The following is a 16785-nucleotide window of genomic DNA, read 5'->3' as shown; positions in this document are numbered from 1 at the left end:
CGCGCCAATTGCCGGATAAATCATGAAAATCGGTACGCTCCTGACTAGCGCCATCGTTTCGCTCTCGACCGTCGGCGGCGGTCTCGCCGTCTACGTCGCCGTGACGAAATACCAGACCATGGACAAGATCGCCGAGGCGCAGGGCCGGCTCGCCATCGTCCGCGCCGTCAGCGACATCCCGCGCTATCTCAACCCCGAGCGCGGCTTCGCCACCAACATCCTTTACGGTCCGGCGACCTTCGATCCGGTGCAGCTTTCCGAGCATGGCAAGCTGCGCAAGCAGACCGACGGCGCGCGCGACAAGATGAATGCGCTACGCAAGGAGCTGCCGGGTCCGTTCGACGACGGCAACACCATCGGCAGCAACATCGACGGCATCAATGCGAAGTTCACCGCGCTGCGTGAGGCCATCGACAAGGCGATGGCGGGACCGGCGGAGGCGCGCAAGGACGCGGCCAAGAAGATCGTCGCCGACAACGCCGTGCTCAACGGCGGCGTGACCGCACTGCTCAACGAGCAGGTCCGCCGCATGGCGATCCTCAACGGCGACGCCTACCGGCAGGCCAGCTACGCCAACATCGCGATGACATTGCGCGACGTCGGCGGCTTCAACTCCAGCCTGCACAAGAATCTCGTCGGCGGCAAGAAACCGGCGACCGACACCGAGAAGGCCGATATCAGCCGCTCGCAGGGCCGCAACGATCAGATCGTGATGTCGCTGCTGGAGCTGCGCGGCAATCCCGCAACTCCGGCGAACGTCGCCGCCGCATTGGAGAAGTTCAACTCGATCTATATCGAGGAGTTCGGCCGCGAGCTCAAGCTGGTGAAGGAAGGTGCGGTCACCGGCAAGTACGAACACGACGTGGACACCTACTACACCGCCACGCAGCGCGGCCTCAGCACCATCATCGATGTTCGCGATGCCTTCTACGACAATGCCGAGCAGATCCTCGCCGGCGCGTCGGCAGCCGCACGCACCAGCTTCACCATCGCCCTGGTCGGCCTGCTCGCTGTGCTGATCGCCAGCGCCGGCCTCATCGTCGTGGTCCGCCGCCGCGTCTGTGCCCCGATCGTCAACCTGACCAGCCGCATGTCGCGGCTTGCCGACGGCGACGTTGCGGAAGAGATCCCCGGCGCCGAGCGCTCCGACGAGATCGGCGCGATGGCCGCCGCCGTCCAGGTCTTCAAGGACAACATGATCCGCGCCGATCGTCTCGCGGCCGAGAAGCAGGCCGAGAATGACGGCAAGATGCGCCGTGCCCAGGCACTCGACGGGCTCACCCGCGCCTTCGAGGCCAAGGTCACCGAGCTGGTCGGCGGCCTGTCCCGCGCTTCGTCCACCATGGAAAGCACGGCGCAGTCGATGACCTCGACGGCGGCCCAGACCAACAGCCAGGCCGCGGTCGTCGCCGCCGCCTCGCAGCAGACCTCGACCAACGTGCAGACGGTCGCCAGCGCCACCGAAGAGTTGACCTCTTCGATCTCCGAGATCGGCCGTCAGGTCGCACAATCGACCGAGATCGCGGCCCGCGCCGTCGACAACGCCCGCCGCACCGGCGACACCGCGCGCGCTCTCGCCGAGGGCGCCCAGAAGATCGGCGACGTCGTCACGCTGATCCAGAGCATCGCCGAGCAGACCAATTTGCTGGCGCTGAACGCGACCATCGAGGCCGCCCGCGCCGGCGACGCCGGCCGCGGCTTTGCGGTCGTCGCCTCCGAAGTGAAGTCGCTGGCCGGCCAGACCGCCAAGGCCACCACCGAGATCTCCGAGCAGATCACCGCGATCCAGTCCGCCAGCGACGAGACCGTGGCCGCGATCCGCAACGTCGCCGACGTCATCGGCGAGATCGACCAGATCGGCACCGCGATTGCCGCGGCGATCGAGGAACAGGGCTCCGCCACCAAGGAGATCGCCCGCAGCGTCCAGGAAGCCGCCCGCGGCACCCAGGAGGTCAACTCCAACATATCAGGCGTGCAGCGCGCCGCCGACGACACCGGTGCGGCCGCACGGGAAGTGCTGGGCGCCGCCGCGCAGCTCTCGACGCAGTCGCGCGACCTCGCCGGCCAGTTCGACCGCTTCCTCGGCGAGGTCAGGGCAGCGTAAGACCCGTTACCGCGAGGACGGTCCCGTAGCCCGGCTTAATAAGGCGGCGCCTTGCGCGCCCGCTGCGCCTTGGCGGCCTCGATCCACCAAGTGAGATCGTCGGCAAAGCGCGGGAACGCACGCTCCAGTGCCTTGCCGCCCTCGCCGATCGGCTCGCTCTCGGCCGACAGCGTCTGCGCGATCGGGCCGACGCCGATGGTGCTCGACACCACCACCATGCCCATCTCGGACAGCGTGCCGTGCCAGGCGGTCGAGGCGCGAGCGCCGGACAGTCGGCCGGCGGAATAGCTCACGATCGCGGCCGGACGCCAGAACCATTCTTCCAGGAAGTGATCGGTGAGGTTCTTCAGGCCGGGCTGGATGCCCCAATTGTATTCGCCGGTGACGAAGACAAAACCGTCGGCGCCGCGGATCTGGCCCGCCAGCTTCTCCAGCGCCTCGGGTGCCGAACCCTCGGGATATTCCTTGTACATGCGATCGAGCATCGGCAGGCCGATGGCCTTGGCGTCGATGAACTCGACGTCGTCACCGCGCTTGCGCAGGCGATCGATGATGAAATTCGCAAGGCGGACGCCCATGCGGTCGGAACGGTAGGAACCGTAGAGGACGAGGATGCGATTGCTCATGGCCGGCAGGCTAGCACGAAACGAGGGGCTGGCCCCATCCCTTTGCTATCGGCCCCGGCCGCGCTCCAGCGTTTGCGACGGTGTCTCGCCAAATTGGTCGCGATAGCTTCTGGAGAAGTCGCTGAGATGCCAGAAGCCGAACGCCAGTGCGACGGCCTTGACGCTGTCGGCGCCGGCGAGCAGCCGCCGGCGCACCAGCCACAACCGGCGCAGGCGCAAGTACCGGTGCAGGCTCATGCCGCGATAGCGGCGGATGACATCATGCATGGTGCGGACGGACAGGCCGAGCTTGCGCGCGATCTCCTCGCTGTAGATCGGCTGCGAGAGGTCGTCGGACAGAAGCGCGCGGATGTCCTGGAATATCCTGAAGTTCCGCTCGTCATTGGGACGCAGGGTCCAGCGCGCGGGAACCACGTTTTCGAAAGCGTCGTCGACGGCGCCAAGCAGCGACTCCTTGATGGCTGCCGCCTTCAACGGCATCTCCGCTGCATCGATCGGTTCCGACGCCGCAGCCATCACCTCCCGAACCATGCTCCGCAGCCGGTTCAAGCTTGCGGCGGTCGTTTCAAAGATCTTGAAGCTCGAGATCGTGTGCGGCCATCCGCGATCCGTCACCTCCGGCCTGAACACCACCGAGGCAATTTGCCGCTGCACCTCCTCGATGGTGGTGTACGCCGCGCCGCCGCTGCCGATGACGACGACCGGACGGGCGCGCTGCGAGCCGTTGAAGCGGATGGGCACGTTGAGGTCGTCCATCGTGAACCCGATGGCGGTGCAATTCTCGACGAGCTGCGCGTCGACAACGCGGGGGAACGCCCGCGTGAAATTGATGTCGCAACCGGGCAGCGAGAGAATGGTCTGCTCAGCCGAAATCCTCCGTACGAGAGGCGTGAACTCGAAATTCAGGCCTCGTATGGCATTTCGGAACTCATCGACGTCTGCGAAGCGAAATACCTTGGGCGCCAATCCGGGCGCGTCATCAATATTGTTCATGGCAATCTGAAACGTCGCGTCGCAACCGACGCGCGTCCGGCGACGATGCCGGTACGAGTTTCCCCCTTTCGGTTGTCCCGTTAGACCGAAAGAATCATCCTGGTTCGTCCCATTCAGTTGGCGGGGGTCCCGATCAAAGGACAAGCCGCCGCGTCAAGCCTCGCCGAATTTCGATAGCGTTTCCAGTGCGGTCGGCGGTGCGACAATACCCGAGCCATCGAGGTCTCAATTTCAAATTAACGCATCTGGCGCGGAATGTACGTCGTTAGTTAGTCGAAATTTATTTGAGTACAGGCTCCTGCCATGATGGCAAATTCGCCTGCTGATATTCTGGGTGAATTGGAGGAAGCGGTCGCAACGTGTCCGCTGGACCGCTGCGCGCGTATCCTCTCCGGCATTGTGCAGTTGCTAACTGGCAGCCGCGACCGATCGCAGGAATTGCTGTCGGGGGTGGTCGACGGCGTTCTGCTGCGATTGACGGAACGGGTCGAGGCCAGTGCGCTGATCCAACTCAGCACCTCGCTTGCCGAACTCAAGGTGGCGCCGCCGGAGACATTGCGGCGCCTCGCCTCACACGCCAACCCGGACGTGGCCTGTCCTGTCCTCCAGAGATCACCGGGACTTTCCGCGGCCGATCTCGCGGCGATCGCGGCCTCCGGCGGACCGCGGCATCAACGCGCGATCGCCGCGCGCGACAGCATCGAGCCGGTCGTAACCGAGGCGCTGATCAAGCACGGCGGTCCGATCTGCCTCACACTGATCAGGAATCCCGGAACCGGATTTTCCGAGGCGGCCTATGCCGCGCTGATCGCGAGGGCCGACCAGGACGGCGAGATCATGAAGGCGCTGGCGCTCCGGCCCGATACTCCCGACCTGGTCGTGCGGAAGCTGCTGTCCGCCTCTCCCGGCCAGACGACGCCGGCCAAGCCGAACGCATCCGCCAGTCCGCCTGCGCCACGGGCCGCGCCAAAGCGGCCCTGCGCGGCCGACTATGCCGGCGCGCGGCCGGAGATCGTCGCGCTCAGCCGTGTCGGCAAGCTCAACGATTCCTCGGTGAACCGCTTCGCGATCCGCGGCGAGACCGCCAACCTGTTCACGGCGCTGTCGGTGCTGTCAGGCGCACCGATCGAGATCGTCGAGCATGTCATGGCCGATGACGACTGCGAGGGCCTGGTGATGGCCTGCCGGGCGTCGCGGCTGAGCTGGGCAACCACGCTCGCGATCCTGAGCAACCGCGGCGGCACGCGGCTCTCCTTTGCCGAGCGCGAACGCGCGCAACACATCTTCGAAACACTGCTTCTGTCGACCAGCCAATGGACGGTGCGCTGGGGGGAAATCGCAGCAGGCGCCAACACCAGCGATGCGGGAACTCGTGGCGCGAAAATGGGGGTTAGCCGATGAAGTTCGACGGTCGCAAGGCGCTGCGCGTGAAAATGGACCACAAGCAGCCGATCAATCTGATGGGTTCGGACGGTACGTGGCGACGCAGTTGCGTCCTGCTCGACGTCTCGCAAAGCGGGGCCAAGATCGAGGTCGAAGGCACCCTCGACGTGCTCCAGGCCAAGGAGTTCTTCATGCTGCTGTCCTCGACCGGGCTCGCCTACCGGCGCTGCGAACTGGTCTGGATCGACGGCACCATGGCCGGCGTTCATTTCATCAACGCGGACAGCAAGAAGAAGCCGAAGGTACAGGGGGCGGAGAACGCCGCCCAGAGCAAGTAATTCCGGACATTCACCCCCACGCATTGAACGCAAGCGAGTCAATCCAGGCCAGACCGTGCAGAACGCGCGAACCATGCAAAGCCCTGTCAATCGTAACGGCGGCGTCCGGGAGCAGGAAGCGGCCCGCCCGCTCGTGGAAGTGCTGGCCGACACGTCCGACAAGCTGTCGGGCGTTCGCGCGATCCTCGAGGCGAAGTTTACCGTTGCGGGCGAACGGCTCGATGCCGATGCCAGGCTGGCGCAGGTGCCGTCCGCCGTCGTCATCCGCGCGGAGCTGCGCGACGTCGACAACATCGCGGCCATCAAGAAGCGGGCCGGCAAGCTCGCCAAGGCCAAGAAGCGGATCTTCCTGCTCGAGCACACCTCTCACGTCGGCATTTCGCAGGCCTATGCGCTGGGCGCGACGCTGGTCCTCCCCGGAACGATCGACCGGATCAAATTGCTGGCAGCGCTGAGCGATCCGGCCGACGACGCGTCCGCGTCGTCAGGCGGAGAGGCGCAGCCGGACAACGCCGTCGAGACCGCGGCCACCGCCATCGCATCGATGTTCACGGCCGTCACCCTCGGCCAGCCGCTCGATGTCGACGGCACCAAGGAGGCCGGCCGTCAGATCGCCGATCGCATCACCCAGCATGGCCTGTCGGAGTGGCTGAGGACGGTGCGGCGTCATCACGAGGGCACCTATCAGCATTGCCTGCTGGTCACCGGCGTCGCCATCGACTTCGGCCTCAGCCTCGGCGTCGGGCGCGCCGATCTCGAGCGCCTCTACACGGCCGCCATGTTCCACGACATCGGCAAGGCCCATATCCCGCTCGCCATTCTCGACAAGCCGGGCCGCCTCGATGCCGAGGAACGGGCCATGATCGAGACCCATCCGGCAGCAGGCCACGAATTTCTGAAGGGTCACGACAAGATTTCGCCGGAGATCCTCGACGCCGTGCGGCATCATCACGAATATCTCGACGGCAGCGGCTATCCGGATGGGCTTTGCGGCGAGAGCATCGGCGACATCGTGCGCCTTCTCACGATCTCCGACATCTTCGCCGCACTGATCGAGCACCGGCACTACAAGCCGACGATGCCGCGCGCGGAAGCTTACAACATTCTCTGCGGAATGAACGGCAAGCTGGAAAAGGCGCTGGTGGCCTCATTCAAGCAGGTCGCGCTCACGCGCTGAGCGAACACCTTGCCCTGAACGCGATCTAGTGGGTCGCGCGATATCTGGCGCGGCGGGGAATGGACCGGCACGCCAGTCCATCCGCAAGCAGCTTCATGTCCTCGCGTTTGCCGCTACGGATCAATCTGCCGAGCTCGTCGGCTGTGAAGGGAAGCGTCGGATCATCATCGATCGGGTGCCGCAGTCGCGGACCGAAGAACCGTCGAACCAGGCTAGCCAGCCGCCGCATGTCAATTCCCTCGCGCCAGCAACAAACCTTTCAATCTGCATATTGTTCCTCCCGCACGATCGAGATTGCAAGAGGCCACTCACGGCTCACACCAAAAATTTCGACGAGAATAATCTCCTCCCTGCCGCGAGAGTCGGCACGCCGCGTCAGTCAGCAAAGCCGACATAACGCACGAAATCGTCGTTGCCCTCGCGATCGGAGCGGACGGCGTTCGCGGCAAAGCCGTCGTCGGGATAACCCATCGCGACACATGTCATGATGACCTCGTCTTCCGGAATCCTTGCGACCTCGCGCACGATGTCGGAGCGCATGATGCCCTGCCCGTTGATGACAGAACCGAGACCGCGGTCCCAGGCCGCGAGCACGATGCCGTAGCAGAGCGCGCCGAGATCGAAATGGCAGACTGCGCCGGGATCGAGCACGCGGTCATAGGTCAGCACCAGCGAGACCGGCGCATCGAACTGGCGGAAGCCACGCAGCACCCAGTCCTGCCGCATCGGCTTGTCGTCGCGCGCGATCCCCATCGCGCCGAACAGCTTCTTGGCAATGTCGACCTGCCGGGTGCGATGGATGCCCTGGTATTCGCCATGGCTGATGATGTCGCGCTTGACCTTGGCGCCGCCAACCATCTCTTCCATGTTGCGGCGGCGCACTTCTTCGAGCGGGTTGCCTGTGAGCACGTGGACATGCCAGGGCTGGGTGTTCATCGACGACGGCGCGCGCTTGGCGCTCTCGATGATCGCCTCGATCACCGCACGCGGCACCGGCTGCTGCTTGAAACCGCGCACGCTGCGGCGCGACTGGACCAGCGTTTCGAATTCCACCTCTTTGGCCTCCCTGCCCGTTCATTCGCCGGCATTACAATTCCAACACGCTACAAATGCAACACGTCGCCGGTTGCCGATGCGGCGCGCGAAATCTATGCTACCGGCCAAGCAAGACCAAGAACCCTGTGAGGACTCAGAAATGCCCGCGCCGCTCGATCCCGTCATCGCCCAGATCATTCCGCTGCTGCCGCTGCGCGATCCCACCACGATGACGCCACAGAGCGCCCGTGATTCCTTGCGCGCACTGGCTGCCGCGCGCGCAGCCGTGGCGCCGCCCCCGGTCGATACGGTGCAGGATATCAAGGTGAAAGGCGGCGCCGGCCCGCTCGACGCCCGTGTTTATCGGATCGGCTCCGCGCCGGCGCCAACTGTGGTCTTCTTTCACGGCGGCGGCTGGGTCGCGGGCGATCTCGAGACCCACGACCGGCAGGCGCGCAATCTCGCGATCGAAACCGGCGCGGTCGTCGTCTCCGTCGACTATCGACGCCCGCCGGAAACGCGTTTTCCCGGCGCCTTCGAGGACGCGTTCGCTGCTACAAGCGACATCTTCAACCGCGTCGCGGAATTTGGCGGCGATCCAAAGCGCCTCGGCGTTGCCGGCGACAGCGCCGGCGGCAATCTCGCGGCGACCACCGCGATCGCCTGCCGCGATGCCGGCATCAAGCTCGCTGCGCAATTGCTGGTCTATCCCGTGACCGAGATCGTCGGCAGCTATGCGGATGCGCGCGAGAACGCACGCTTTCCCTCGCGCGCTGAGAATGCCGAGGGCTATTTCCTCACGCGTGCCACGATGGAATGGTTTTGCGGCCACTATCTCGCCGACCCCAGCGACGCCGCCAACTGGCGCGTCTCGCCGCTGCGCGCCAACTCGCTCGCAGGCCTTGCGCCCGCGGTCGTGACCACCGCCTGGTTCGATCCCCTGCGCGACGAAGGCGCGGCCTATGCACAGGCGCTGGAGGCCGCCGGGGTCGCCGTGAAGCGCCACGAAGGCCCCGGCCTGATCCACGGCTATTTCGGCCTTGGCGACGCCTCCGAGGTGGCGCGGGCCGAAGCGCAGCGCGCACGTGCTGATTTCAAGGCGCTGCTCGCGCGGGGCGTATGAGACCTAGGTGCCCCGCGCCCGTTGCGCGCCGGTGTGCCCCCAGGTTTCGTCCCAGTCCTGACCGGCGGCATCGACGACGCGGCCGTCGGCTTCGAAGAACTTGTTCGGCACCTGGAAGATCGCCAGGATCAAGGCCCCCTCCGGACACCAGGCGGCATGGCGGCTGCCCGCCTCGCGCCAGATGAATTCGCCGCCCTTGCAGGCGATCCCCTTGGCCGGCCCCTCCTTGTCGACGAGCGCGCCTTCGATGACGTAGCTCTGCTCGATGCCGACATGTTCATGATCGGGCAGCACCGATCCCGGCGCAAATCGCATCAAGGCGGTCATCAGACCGCTGCTGCGATCGAACAGCAACGTCTTGGCCTCGCAGCCCGGAAACCGCGTCTTCTGCCATTCCATGTCTTGAGGCCGGACCAGGTGAGAATGCTGACCGGCGGCGTCCGGCACTTTCGGAATCACGGCGTCCATCATGATGCTCCCTCCAGTTCAACGCGACGGAAGCTAGCAGGGTTGCCCGGCCGGGTCAGCGCGCAGCGCAACACGCCGCGACCTCCTCGCCAGGTGGTCGAAATTCGCAAGACAGACCGGATGACAGGCTCATCCTGCTTGATTGCGCCACGATTCCCGGCTCCAATCCACCCGCCATCTTTTTGGTTTTAGGGAGACACCCATGATGAAGCGGATTTTCCTGGCTGCGATCGTTGCCACCTTTGCAGCCGGCTCGGCCTTCGCGGACGATACCTGCGAGAGCAAGGCGGTCGGCAAGGACGGCAAGCCGCTGGCCGGCGCCGCCAAGACCTCGTTCATGAAGAAGTGCAAGGCCGACGCCTGCACGCCGAAGGCCGTCAGCGCCGACGGCAAGCCGCTCGCCGGTGCCGCCAAGAACAGCTTCATGAAGAAGTGCGAGGTCAGCGCGTAAGGCGCGGGCACGATGCGCCTCTACTCCCTCGCCCCGCCCTTGCGGGGCGAGGTGAACGCAGAGCTTCACTCCCGCTTGAACCGGTAGTCGAACGCCCCATCCAGCGGCTTGATCAGCCCGACCGTCGGCGCCGGGAAATGGATCGGCAGGATCAGCGTGTCGGTATCCGCAACGGAGGCGAAGAACTTTCGCCGCGAGACCGCCGATTGCTTCGGATCCCAATCCGGCTTCGCCGACCAGTCCGGCTCGCGGCACTGGATCTGGTGATGCATGAGATCACCCGCGACCACCGCACGCTGGCCCTTCGAGAAGATGTTCACGCAGCAATGACAGGGCGAGTGCCCCGGCGTCGGCGTCAGCGTGACGGTGTCATCGAGCGCGTAATCATCGTCGACCAATAGCGCCTGACCGGCCTCGACGATCGGCAGGCAATTGTCGCGAAACACGGTCCCCGGCGGATTATTGCCCTTGGCGTGCTCGGCTTCCCAGGCCGCGTATTCGCCCTTGTGAAAGACGTATTTCGCGTTCGGAAACGTCGGCACCCAGCGCCCGTCGCGCAAGGTCGTGTTCCAGCCGGTGTGGTCGATGTGCAGATGCGTGCAGAAGACGTAATCGATCTCCTCGAAGCCGATGCCCAGCGCGAACAATTCATTGCGCCAGCGCTCCTTGCCGGGAAAATCGAACGGCGGCGGATGGCCCTTGTCCTCGCCGGTGCAGGTGTCCACGAGGATCGTGTAGCGCGGCGTGCGCACCACAAAAGTCTGGTAGGTGATCACCATCATGCCGCGCGCGGCGTCAAAGACCTCCGGCTCCATCGTCGGCAGATGGCGGGCGAACACGCCCTCGTCATAGGCGGGGAAGAAGTCCTGCGGCCGCCGCCACGGCCCCTCCCGCTCGATCACCGCATCGATGGTGATGTCGCCGATCCGAAGCTGCTTCATGGTTGTTCGCTCCCTTTTTGAGGAAAGCGTAGCGGCCGGCACGGGAGCGTTCAAGGCGCACAGCGCGGACGACGCCCATGCGCGGCGGCCGCCGCAAATCAACCTCAAACACTACTAAGGGTGATCGTGGAAATGGGAATCATCCGTGGGCCGGAAATTGAAATACGCGGCGGCAGCCCTCCTTGTCGTCGCAGCGGGCATCTATCTCAACAACACCAGCCTTCTGGCACCGCATCGCGACGGCAAGCCGGTGCTGCTCGCCCATCGCGGCATTGCCCAGCGCTTCGACGAGCGCGACGTGAAGAACGACACCTGCACCGCGACGCGGATGCTGCCGCCGGTCCATGATCATCTCGAAAACACCCTGCGCTCGATGCGCGCGAGCTTCGACGCCGGCGCCGATGTGGTCGAGCTCGATGTGCACCCGACCACCGACGGCGAGTTCGCCGTATTCCACGACTGGACGCTCGATTGCCGCACCGACGGCCAAGGCGTGACGCGCGCGCAGAGCATGGCGAAGCTGAAATTGCTCGACATCGGCTACGGCTACACGGCCGACGGCGGCAAGACCTTCCCGTTTCGCGGCAAGGGGATCGGGATGATGCCGACATTGTCGGAGGTGTTCGTTGCCTTCCCTGACAAGAAGCTCCTCATCAACGTGAAGAGCCGGGATCCAAGCGAAGGCGAGAAACTTGCCGCCGTGCTGAACGCGCTGCCGGCCGAGCGGCGCCGCACGATCATGGTCTATGGCGGCGACGAGCCCATCGACATGATCCGCCGCCTCACCCCGGACGTTCGCACGATCTCGCGCGCGGCGATCCGGAGCTGCCTGATCGGCTATATCGGCTACGGCTGGACCGGCTTCGTGCCGTCGGCCTGCCGAAATGCGATGGTGCTCCTGCCGGTCAACGTCGCACCTTGGCTATGGGGCTGGCCCGATCGCTTCCTGAATCGCATGGACGGCGCCAACAGCGCGGTGTTCGTGCTCGGCCCTTACAGTGGCGGCGAATTCTCGACCGGCATCGATACGCCGGATTTGTTGGCCCGGCTCCCGCGAGGCTATTCCGGCGGGATCTGGACCAACGAAATCGAGGCCATCGCCACGATCGCGGGCAAGAACAACAATTAGCTCCGCAACCCCGGCGCTTCCTGTCCCGTGCGCGCGACATATTCCGTGTAGCCGCCGCCGAACTGGTGAATGCCTTCCGGCGTCAGCTCCAGCACGCGGTTAGACAGCGTCGCCAGGAAGTGGCGGTCATGCGAGACGAACAGCATGGTGCCCTCGAAATCCGCCAGCGCCGTGATCAGCATCTCCTTGGTGGCGAGATCGAGATGGTTGGTCGGCTCGTCCAGCACCAGGAAGTTCGGCGGATCGAACAGCATCTTGGCCATCACGAGGCGCGCCTTCTCGCCGCCCGACAGCACGCGGCAGCGCTTCTCGACATCGTCGCCGGAGAAGCCGAAGCAGCCGGCGAGCGCGCGCAAAGAGCCCTGCCCCGCGGTCGGAAACTGGTCTTCCAGCGACTGGAACACGGTGCGCTCGCCGTCGAGCAGATCCATCGCATGCTGGGCGAAATAGCCCATCTTGACGCTGCCGCCGACCGACACCGTGCCCTCGTCCGGCTCGCTCGCGCCGGCAATGAGCTTGAGCAGCGTCGACTTGCCGGCGCCGTTGACGCCCATCACGCACCAGCGCTCCCGACGGCGGATCATGAAATCGAGGCCGTCATAGATGCGCTTGCTGCCATAGCCCTTGTAGACGTTCTTCAAGGCGACGACGTCCTCGCCCGAACGCGGCGCCGGCGGGAAGTCGAACGCGACGGTCTGGCGGCGGCGCGGCGGCTCCACCCGCTCGATCTTGTCGAGCTTCTTCACCCGGCTCTGCACCTGGGCGGCATGCGAGGCGCGTGCCTTGAAACGCTCGATGAACTTGATCTCCTTGGCGAGCATGGCCTGCTGGCGCTCGAACTGCGCCTGCTGCTGCTTCTCGTTCTGCGCGCGCTGCTGCTCGTAGAACTCGTAGTCGCCGGTATAGGTCGTGAGCGAGCCGCTATCGATCTCGATCACCTTGGAGATCACGCGGTTGATGAACTCGCGGTCGTGCGAGGTCATCAGCAGCGTGCCTTCGTAGTCGTGCAGAAACTTCTCCAGCCAGATCAGGCTTTCGAGGTCGAGATGGTTGCTCGGCTCGTCGAGCAACATGACGTCGGGACGCATCAGGAGGATGCGGGCCAGCGCGACGCGCATCTTCCAGCCGCCGGAGAGTTTTCCGACGTCGCCGTCCATCATCTCCTGGCTGAAGCCGAGACCGGACAGGGCTTCGCGCGCACGACCATCCAATGCGTAGCCGTCGAGCTCTTCGAACGCATGCTGCACCTCGCCGTAGCGCGCGATGATCTCGTCCATCTGGTCGGCCTTGTCAGGGTCGGCCATCGCAGCCTCGAGCTCGCGCAGCTCGGCCGCGACTTCGCTGACGGGACCCGCACCATTCATCACCTCGGCCGCGGCGCTGCGGCCGCTCATCTCGCCGACGTCCTGGTTGAAATAGCCGATGGTGATGCCGCGATCGGTCGAGACCTGCCCTTCGTCGGGCAGTTCCTCACCGGCGATCATCCGGAACAATGTGGTCTTGCCGGCCCCGTTCGGGCCAACGAGGCCGATCTTCTCGCCCTTGTTGAGGGCGGCGGAGGCTTCGATGAACAGGATCTGGTGGCCGGCTTGCTTGCTGACGTTGTCGAGGCGGATCATGGGGTCTTTTTGGGGGATTTTTGCGTTGCAGCGTCATAGGCCATGCGGGCCGCGAGGGGAAGCCCGGCGGGGTACGGATTCCCCCTCCGATGCCAACGTCGGGTCAATTCGACCCAATGTTCCGAAGCCCGCTTCGTCCCCTGACCTGCTCGGCCCGCCAGCCTGCTCTCCGCATCCGGCCCGATGCACGCTGTCCGAGCCGCAAGGCGTGACGTCCGCCAACGCCATGGCGGACTGGCGCTGCCACCCGCCAGGCACCGGCTTTTGGACCCGTTTCGGACATCTCAGCGTCCGGCTGACCGCGCCGGCCGACCGCGTGCATCAATGCTTGCGTCGCTCACGGACGAACGCGGATGATCGTATTCCCCTTGCGTCGCCCGGTCGGATTTAAGGCGGCGACGGCCTCATCGAGGGTCGAGACGTTGCCGATGTTCGTCCGCAGTCGTCCGTCCCGCACCCGCTGGGCGATCTCACTCAGTTGGGCACGATCGGATTCGACGACGAAGTCGACCGCCCGGCCGTCCGAGGGCCTCGCCTCGGCCGGCCCGACGATGGTCACCAGTGTTCCTCCGGCTCGAATAAGTTCTGCGGACCGCTTCTGGATCTCCCCGCCGATGACATCGAACACCAGATCGACTTTGCCGACATCTTTCAGCGCGTCTTTGTCGAGGTCGACGAACTCCTTCGCGCCGAAATCGAGCACCGTTTGACGGTCGGCGGCGCGTCCCGTGCCGATGACATAGGCGCCGACCTCTCGCGCGAGTTGCGTCACCATCGACCCGACTGCGCCGGCCGCGCCGTGCGCCAGGACGCGCTGCCCCGCCTGAAGGCGGCCGTGCTGGAACAGCCCTTGCCATGCGGTCAGGCCCGAAATCGGCAGGCTCGCCCCCACCGTGAAGTCGACGTCGCCCGGCAGCGGCGCGAGGTTGCGTGCCTCGATCGCCACGTATTCGGCCAGCGTGCCGTCGCGATACCAGTCCGCGAGGCCGAACACGCGCTGTCCCACGGAGAGCCCCGTCGTGCCATATCCGAGAGCGGTGACCACTCCGGCCAGATCGTGCCCCGGGATCGACGGTGTTCGATCACGATCGAGGCGATCGGTCCAGGTCGAAGGCCACGTCAGCTCAGTCGGGATAAATCCCGACGCGTGAACCTGAACCACAACGTCGTTTATCGCGGCCTGCGGCACGGGCCGGTCCACCAACTTCATCCCGGCCGTTCCCGCGGCCTGGTCCGTTACAACGATCGCCTTCATGGGAATTGTCTCCTCGGTTCATTTGTCTCTTTGGTGGAAATGCGCAGAGAGCGCGGGCGCGCGATCCGCGCTGTCTGCATCGACGGGGCTCCACCAAGCCCGATGGATCGGGATTGCCCCGGTCGCTGGCATCAGCGAGTAGATGCGTTCGCGCCTGGCATAAAACAGTACCAAGATCGCCAATTACGACTGTACCAAGCGCGATCGCTTCCCCCACCCAACTTGATCGTGCCGAACGGGCTCCGCAGATTGTTCCGGCGATCCGAGAGCGCATTGAGACGGAGAATTTTGGATTGCAAAGGCCGCTAGGCTTCATGTCCGCTGTCGGCCAAAGCCGATCTTAGCGGTTGCTTCTGCGATGTCTGGAAGTGCCCCGCAGCTGACCTGCGTTGACCTAAATCAATAAGGGCAGCGCGTCGCTTCTATTTTCTCTGCCGGATGTCCCCTTTCTCTGCATCGAAGTTGCCGACAAACGGAATGTCCTCATGAAACCCATGATCCAGAAGCCGACCATCTCCGTGATGACATTTTGCGGGATGCTTTTCGCTGGAGCGGCTTTTGCGCAAAGCGCCCCCCCGAAGTACTCCGCCAATGTTCCACCGGAAATCACGACACCGGATACGGTGCAGACCAGGATCGGCACCCTGAGGTTCAAGGATGGTGCGCCTGATCCGGAAACCGTGCAGAAGGTCTATGACCAACTCGACTTCGGGCGCGGCATCGAGGCGTTCCTCCAGGGAATTCCGGCCGACTCAGTCTACGCGGTGTGCGAGGGGATCGATAAGGCGGGCGTAAAGAGAAATCATGACTTCGGGATCACTGAAGACCTGATGGATGCACGTTCCTTATTTCTGACCCCGAACTCGACTGTTGTCTACGTTTTCACCTGCATTGATCTAAAAGACGGACCGATGGTCGTGCAGGTGCCACCCAAGGTGCTGGGGCCGGTGGATGATGCCTATTTTCGCTGGGTGACGGACATCGGTCTTACCGGACCTGACCAAGGCAAGGGCGGTAAGTACCTATTCGTTCCTCCGGGCTACGGCGGCAGCGTCTCGTCCGACGGCTACTTCGTCGCCAAGTCTCGCACCAATCTCAACCTCATCTTTTTCCGCGCATTCGTGGAGAATGGTGACATCCCAGCCGCAGTTCGCAGTGTTAAGGCGAATGCGCGCCTGTATCCGCTGTCCGCGGCGGCGAACCCGCCCGCTTCAACGTTCCTCAATACGTCGGGGCTGCAGTTCAACACGATCGGCGCAAACACCTTCCATTTCTATGAAGAACTCGATGCCGTGATACAGAACGAGCCTGCCGATTTTGTCGAACCGGAGACGGTCGGGCTCTTTGCTGCAATCGGAATCAAGAAGGGCAAGCCGTTTGCGCCTGATGCCCGGATGCGGGCTATCCTTACTGATGCGGTTGCGGTGGGCAACGCGACAGCGCGGGCGATCGATTGGGCATCACGTGACCCACGGTCGAAAGTTTATCCCGACCGTCAATGGACGAATGGCTTCATCGGCGGCAGCTATCAATTCCTGGACGGTGCCGAACGAATGCTAGATGCGCGGACGTTGTTCTTCTACTACGCCACCGGCATCACACCTGCGATGGCAGATGCCAAGCCCGGCAGCGGCTCGGCCTATGCCGGCGCATTTCGCGACTCAAAGGGTCGCTACTTCGATGGCAGCAAGACCTATAAGGTGACGCTACCGAATCCAATCCCCATCAATAACTTCTGGTCTTTTGTCGTCTACGATAATCAGACCCGGTCGATGCTGGAGACCGACCAGAAAACTGCAGGTCTCGATAGCAATAGCAAATCTCTGAAGGCTAACGCGGACGGTTCCTACACGGTTTGGTTCGGTCCCAAGGCGCCCGCTGGACAAGAGGGAAACTGGGTCCAGACTTGGCCGGGCAAGGGCTGGAACATCCTCCTGCGTCTCTATGGCCCGCTAGAACCGTGGTTCGACAAGACTTGGAAGCCGGGCGACATTGAGCTGGTCGAATAGAGTCTGCTTCTGGCCCAAAGCGGACATCTTGCCTGGGCCGACTGATCGACGTGCCGTTGCCGGCTGCCGGTAAGGGCCAAGGTGTGAGCACGAAGGCGACCCCCGGCGTAGTGGCTCGAAGGACGACTCATGGA

Annotated in this window: 15 protein-coding genes; 8 read left to right on the top strand and 7 right to left on the bottom strand. The window is 64.3% G+C overall.

Going from position 1 to position 16785, the window contains the following annotated elements; all coding sequences use genetic code 11:
* The first annotated feature begins 22 nt into the window (after positions 1 to 22).
* A complete protein-coding gene (locus NLM25_RS21550) occupies positions 23 to 2104 on the top strand; it encodes a methyl-accepting chemotaxis protein (protein WP_254138298.1) in 2082 nt (693 codons plus the stop codon).
* A 35-nt stretch (positions 2105 to 2139) separates the two neighbouring features.
* Here NLM25_RS21550 and NLM25_RS21545 read toward each other — a convergent pair whose 3' ends face one another.
* Together NLM25_RS21545 and NLM25_RS21540 are read right to left on the bottom strand one after the other, a co-directional pair.
* Positions 2140 to 2730 (bottom strand): NADPH-dependent FMN reductase, encoded by a 591-nt coding sequence (locus NLM25_RS21545; protein ID WP_254138297.1) that lies wholly within the window; start codon positions 2728 to 2730, stop codon positions 2140 to 2142.
* Between the two features lie 45 nt (positions 2731 to 2775).
* Positions 2776 to 3723, bottom strand: a complete 948-nt coding sequence (locus NLM25_RS21540) for an AraC family transcriptional regulator (RefSeq protein ID WP_254138296.1) — start codon at positions 3721 to 3723, stop codon at positions 2776 to 2778.
* A 303-nt stretch (positions 3724 to 4026) separates the two neighbouring features.
* Between NLM25_RS21540 and NLM25_RS21535 the strand changes: the two genes are divergently transcribed.
* From NLM25_RS21535 to NLM25_RS21525, 3 genes are read left to right on the top strand one after another with little or no spacing between them, the layout of a single operon-like run.
* Entirely contained in the window at positions 4027 to 5124 is a 1098-nt protein-coding gene (locus tag NLM25_RS21535) for a DUF2336 domain-containing protein (RefSeq protein ID WP_254138295.1), read from the top strand.
* Entirely contained in the window at positions 5121 to 5444 is a 324-nt protein-coding gene (locus NLM25_RS21530; protein ID WP_254118843.1) for a PilZ domain-containing protein, read from the top strand. Before NLM25_RS21535 ends, NLM25_RS21530 begins: the two co-directional genes overlap by 4 nt.
* Positions 5445 to 5499: 55 nt before the next feature.
* The gene (locus tag NLM25_RS21525; protein ID WP_254138294.1) at positions 5500 to 6621 is read left to right on the top strand and encodes an HD-GYP domain-containing protein; all 1122 of its coding nucleotides are present in this window, start codon (positions 5500 to 5502) and stop codon (positions 6619 to 6621) included.
* 375 nt (positions 6622 to 6996) lie between these two features.
* Here NLM25_RS21525 and NLM25_RS21520 read toward each other — a convergent pair whose 3' ends face one another.
* Positions 6997 to 7674 (bottom strand): nitroreductase family protein, encoded by a 678-nt coding sequence (locus tag NLM25_RS21520; protein WP_254118841.1) that lies wholly within the window; start codon positions 7672 to 7674, stop codon positions 6997 to 6999.
* 142 nt (positions 7675 to 7816) lie between these two features.
* Here NLM25_RS21520 and NLM25_RS21515 point away from each other — a divergent pair, with 142 nt between their 5' ends.
* A complete protein-coding gene (locus tag NLM25_RS21515; protein WP_254118840.1) occupies positions 7817 to 8779 on the top strand; it encodes an alpha/beta hydrolase in 963 nt (320 codons plus the stop codon).
* A 3-nt stretch (positions 8780 to 8782) separates the two neighbouring features.
* Here the strand turns inward: NLM25_RS21515 and NLM25_RS21510 are convergent, their stop codons facing one another.
* A complete protein-coding gene (locus NLM25_RS21510) occupies positions 8783 to 9247 on the bottom strand; it encodes a cupin domain-containing protein (protein WP_254118839.1) in 465 nt (154 codons plus the stop codon).
* 202 nt (positions 9248 to 9449) lie between these two features.
* On the opposite strand from NLM25_RS21510, the gene NLM25_RS21505 reads away from it, so the two are divergent.
* On the top strand, positions 9450 to 9698 hold the full coding sequence (locus tag NLM25_RS21505; RefSeq protein ID WP_008133377.1) for a hypothetical protein: 249 nt from the start codon (positions 9450 to 9452) through the stop codon (positions 9696 to 9698).
* A 65-nt stretch (positions 9699 to 9763) separates the two neighbouring features.
* Here the strand turns inward: NLM25_RS21505 and NLM25_RS21500 are convergent, their stop codons facing one another.
* Positions 9764 to 10639, bottom strand: coding sequence for an MBL fold metallo-hydrolase (locus NLM25_RS21500; RefSeq protein WP_254138293.1), 876 nt, complete (start codon positions 10637 to 10639; stop codon positions 9764 to 9766).
* 145 nt (positions 10640 to 10784) lie between these two features.
* Between NLM25_RS21500 and NLM25_RS21495 the strand changes: the two genes are divergently transcribed.
* Complete coding sequence (locus NLM25_RS21495; protein WP_254138292.1) at positions 10785 to 11768, top strand: glycerophosphodiester phosphodiesterase family protein; 984 nt, start codon at positions 10785 to 10787, stop codon at positions 11766 to 11768.
* Here NLM25_RS21495 and NLM25_RS21490 read toward each other — a convergent pair.
* Complete coding sequence (locus NLM25_RS21490) at positions 11765 to 13387, bottom strand: ABC-F family ATP-binding cassette domain-containing protein (RefSeq protein ID WP_254138291.1); 1623 nt, start codon at positions 13385 to 13387, stop codon at positions 11765 to 11767. The genes NLM25_RS21495 and NLM25_RS21490 overlap by 4 nt on opposite strands.
* 337 nt (positions 13388 to 13724) lie before the next feature.
* The gene (locus NLM25_RS21485; protein ID WP_254138290.1) at positions 13725 to 14642 is read right to left on the bottom strand and encodes an NADP-dependent oxidoreductase; all 918 of its coding nucleotides are present in this window, start codon (positions 14640 to 14642) and stop codon (positions 13725 to 13727) included.
* A 485-nt stretch (positions 14643 to 15127) separates the two neighbouring features.
* Here NLM25_RS21485 and NLM25_RS21480 point away from each other — a divergent pair, with 485 nt between their 5' ends.
* Positions 15128 to 16651: a DUF1254 domain-containing protein gene (locus NLM25_RS21480; RefSeq protein ID WP_254138289.1), complete on the top strand. Its 1524-nt coding sequence runs from the start codon at positions 15128 to 15130 to the stop codon at positions 16649 to 16651.
* Positions 16652 to 16785: the final 134 nt, after the last annotated feature.

This window comes from Bradyrhizobium sp. CCGB01 (genome assembly GCF_024199795.1).
In the GTDB taxonomy this organism is placed as follows: Bacteria; Pseudomonadota; Alphaproteobacteria; order Rhizobiales; family Xanthobacteraceae; genus Bradyrhizobium.
The sequence above is the reverse complement of the archived record's forward strand: the minus strand, read 5'-3'. Positions and strand labels throughout refer to the sequence as shown.

Coding starts and splice junctions, on each gene's coding strand:
- NLM25_RS21550 (WP_254138298.1), top strand. CDS start 23: ATGAAAATCGGTACGCTCCTGACTAGCGCCATCGTTTCGCTCTCGACC.
- NLM25_RS21545 (WP_254138297.1), bottom strand. CDS start 2,730: ATGAGCAATCGCATCCTCGTCCTCTACGGTTCCTACCGTTCCGACCGC.
- NLM25_RS21540 (WP_254138296.1), bottom strand. CDS start 3,723: ATGAACAATATTGATGACGCGCCCGGATTGGCGCCCAAGGTATTTCGC.
- NLM25_RS21535 (WP_254138295.1), top strand. CDS start 4,027: ATGATGGCAAATTCGCCTGCTGATATTCTGGGTGAATTGGAGGAAGCG.
- NLM25_RS21530 (WP_254118843.1), top strand. CDS start 5,121: ATGAAGTTCGACGGTCGCAAGGCGCTGCGCGTGAAAATGGACCACAAG.
- NLM25_RS21515 (WP_254118840.1), top strand. CDS start 7,817: ATGCCCGCGCCGCTCGATCCCGTCATCGCCCAGATCATTCCGCTGCTG.
- NLM25_RS21510 (WP_254118839.1), bottom strand. CDS start 9,247: ATGGACGCCGTGATTCCGAAAGTGCCGGACGCCGCCGGTCAGCATTCT.
- NLM25_RS21505 (WP_008133377.1), top strand. CDS start 9,450: ATGATGAAGCGGATTTTCCTGGCTGCGATCGTTGCCACCTTTGCAGCC.
- NLM25_RS21500 (WP_254138293.1), bottom strand. CDS start 10,639: ATGAAGCAGCTTCGGATCGGCGACATCACCATCGATGCGGTGATCGAG.
- NLM25_RS21490 (WP_254138291.1), bottom strand. CDS start 13,387: ATGATCCGCCTCGACAACGTCAGCAAGCAAGCCGGCCACCAGATCCTG.
- NLM25_RS21485 (WP_254138290.1), bottom strand. CDS start 14,642: ATGAAGGCGATCGTTGTAACGGACCAGGCCGCGGGAACGGCCGGGATG.
- NLM25_RS21480 (WP_254138289.1), top strand. CDS start 15,128: ATGAAACCCATGATCCAGAAGCCGACCATCTCCGTGATGACATTTTGC.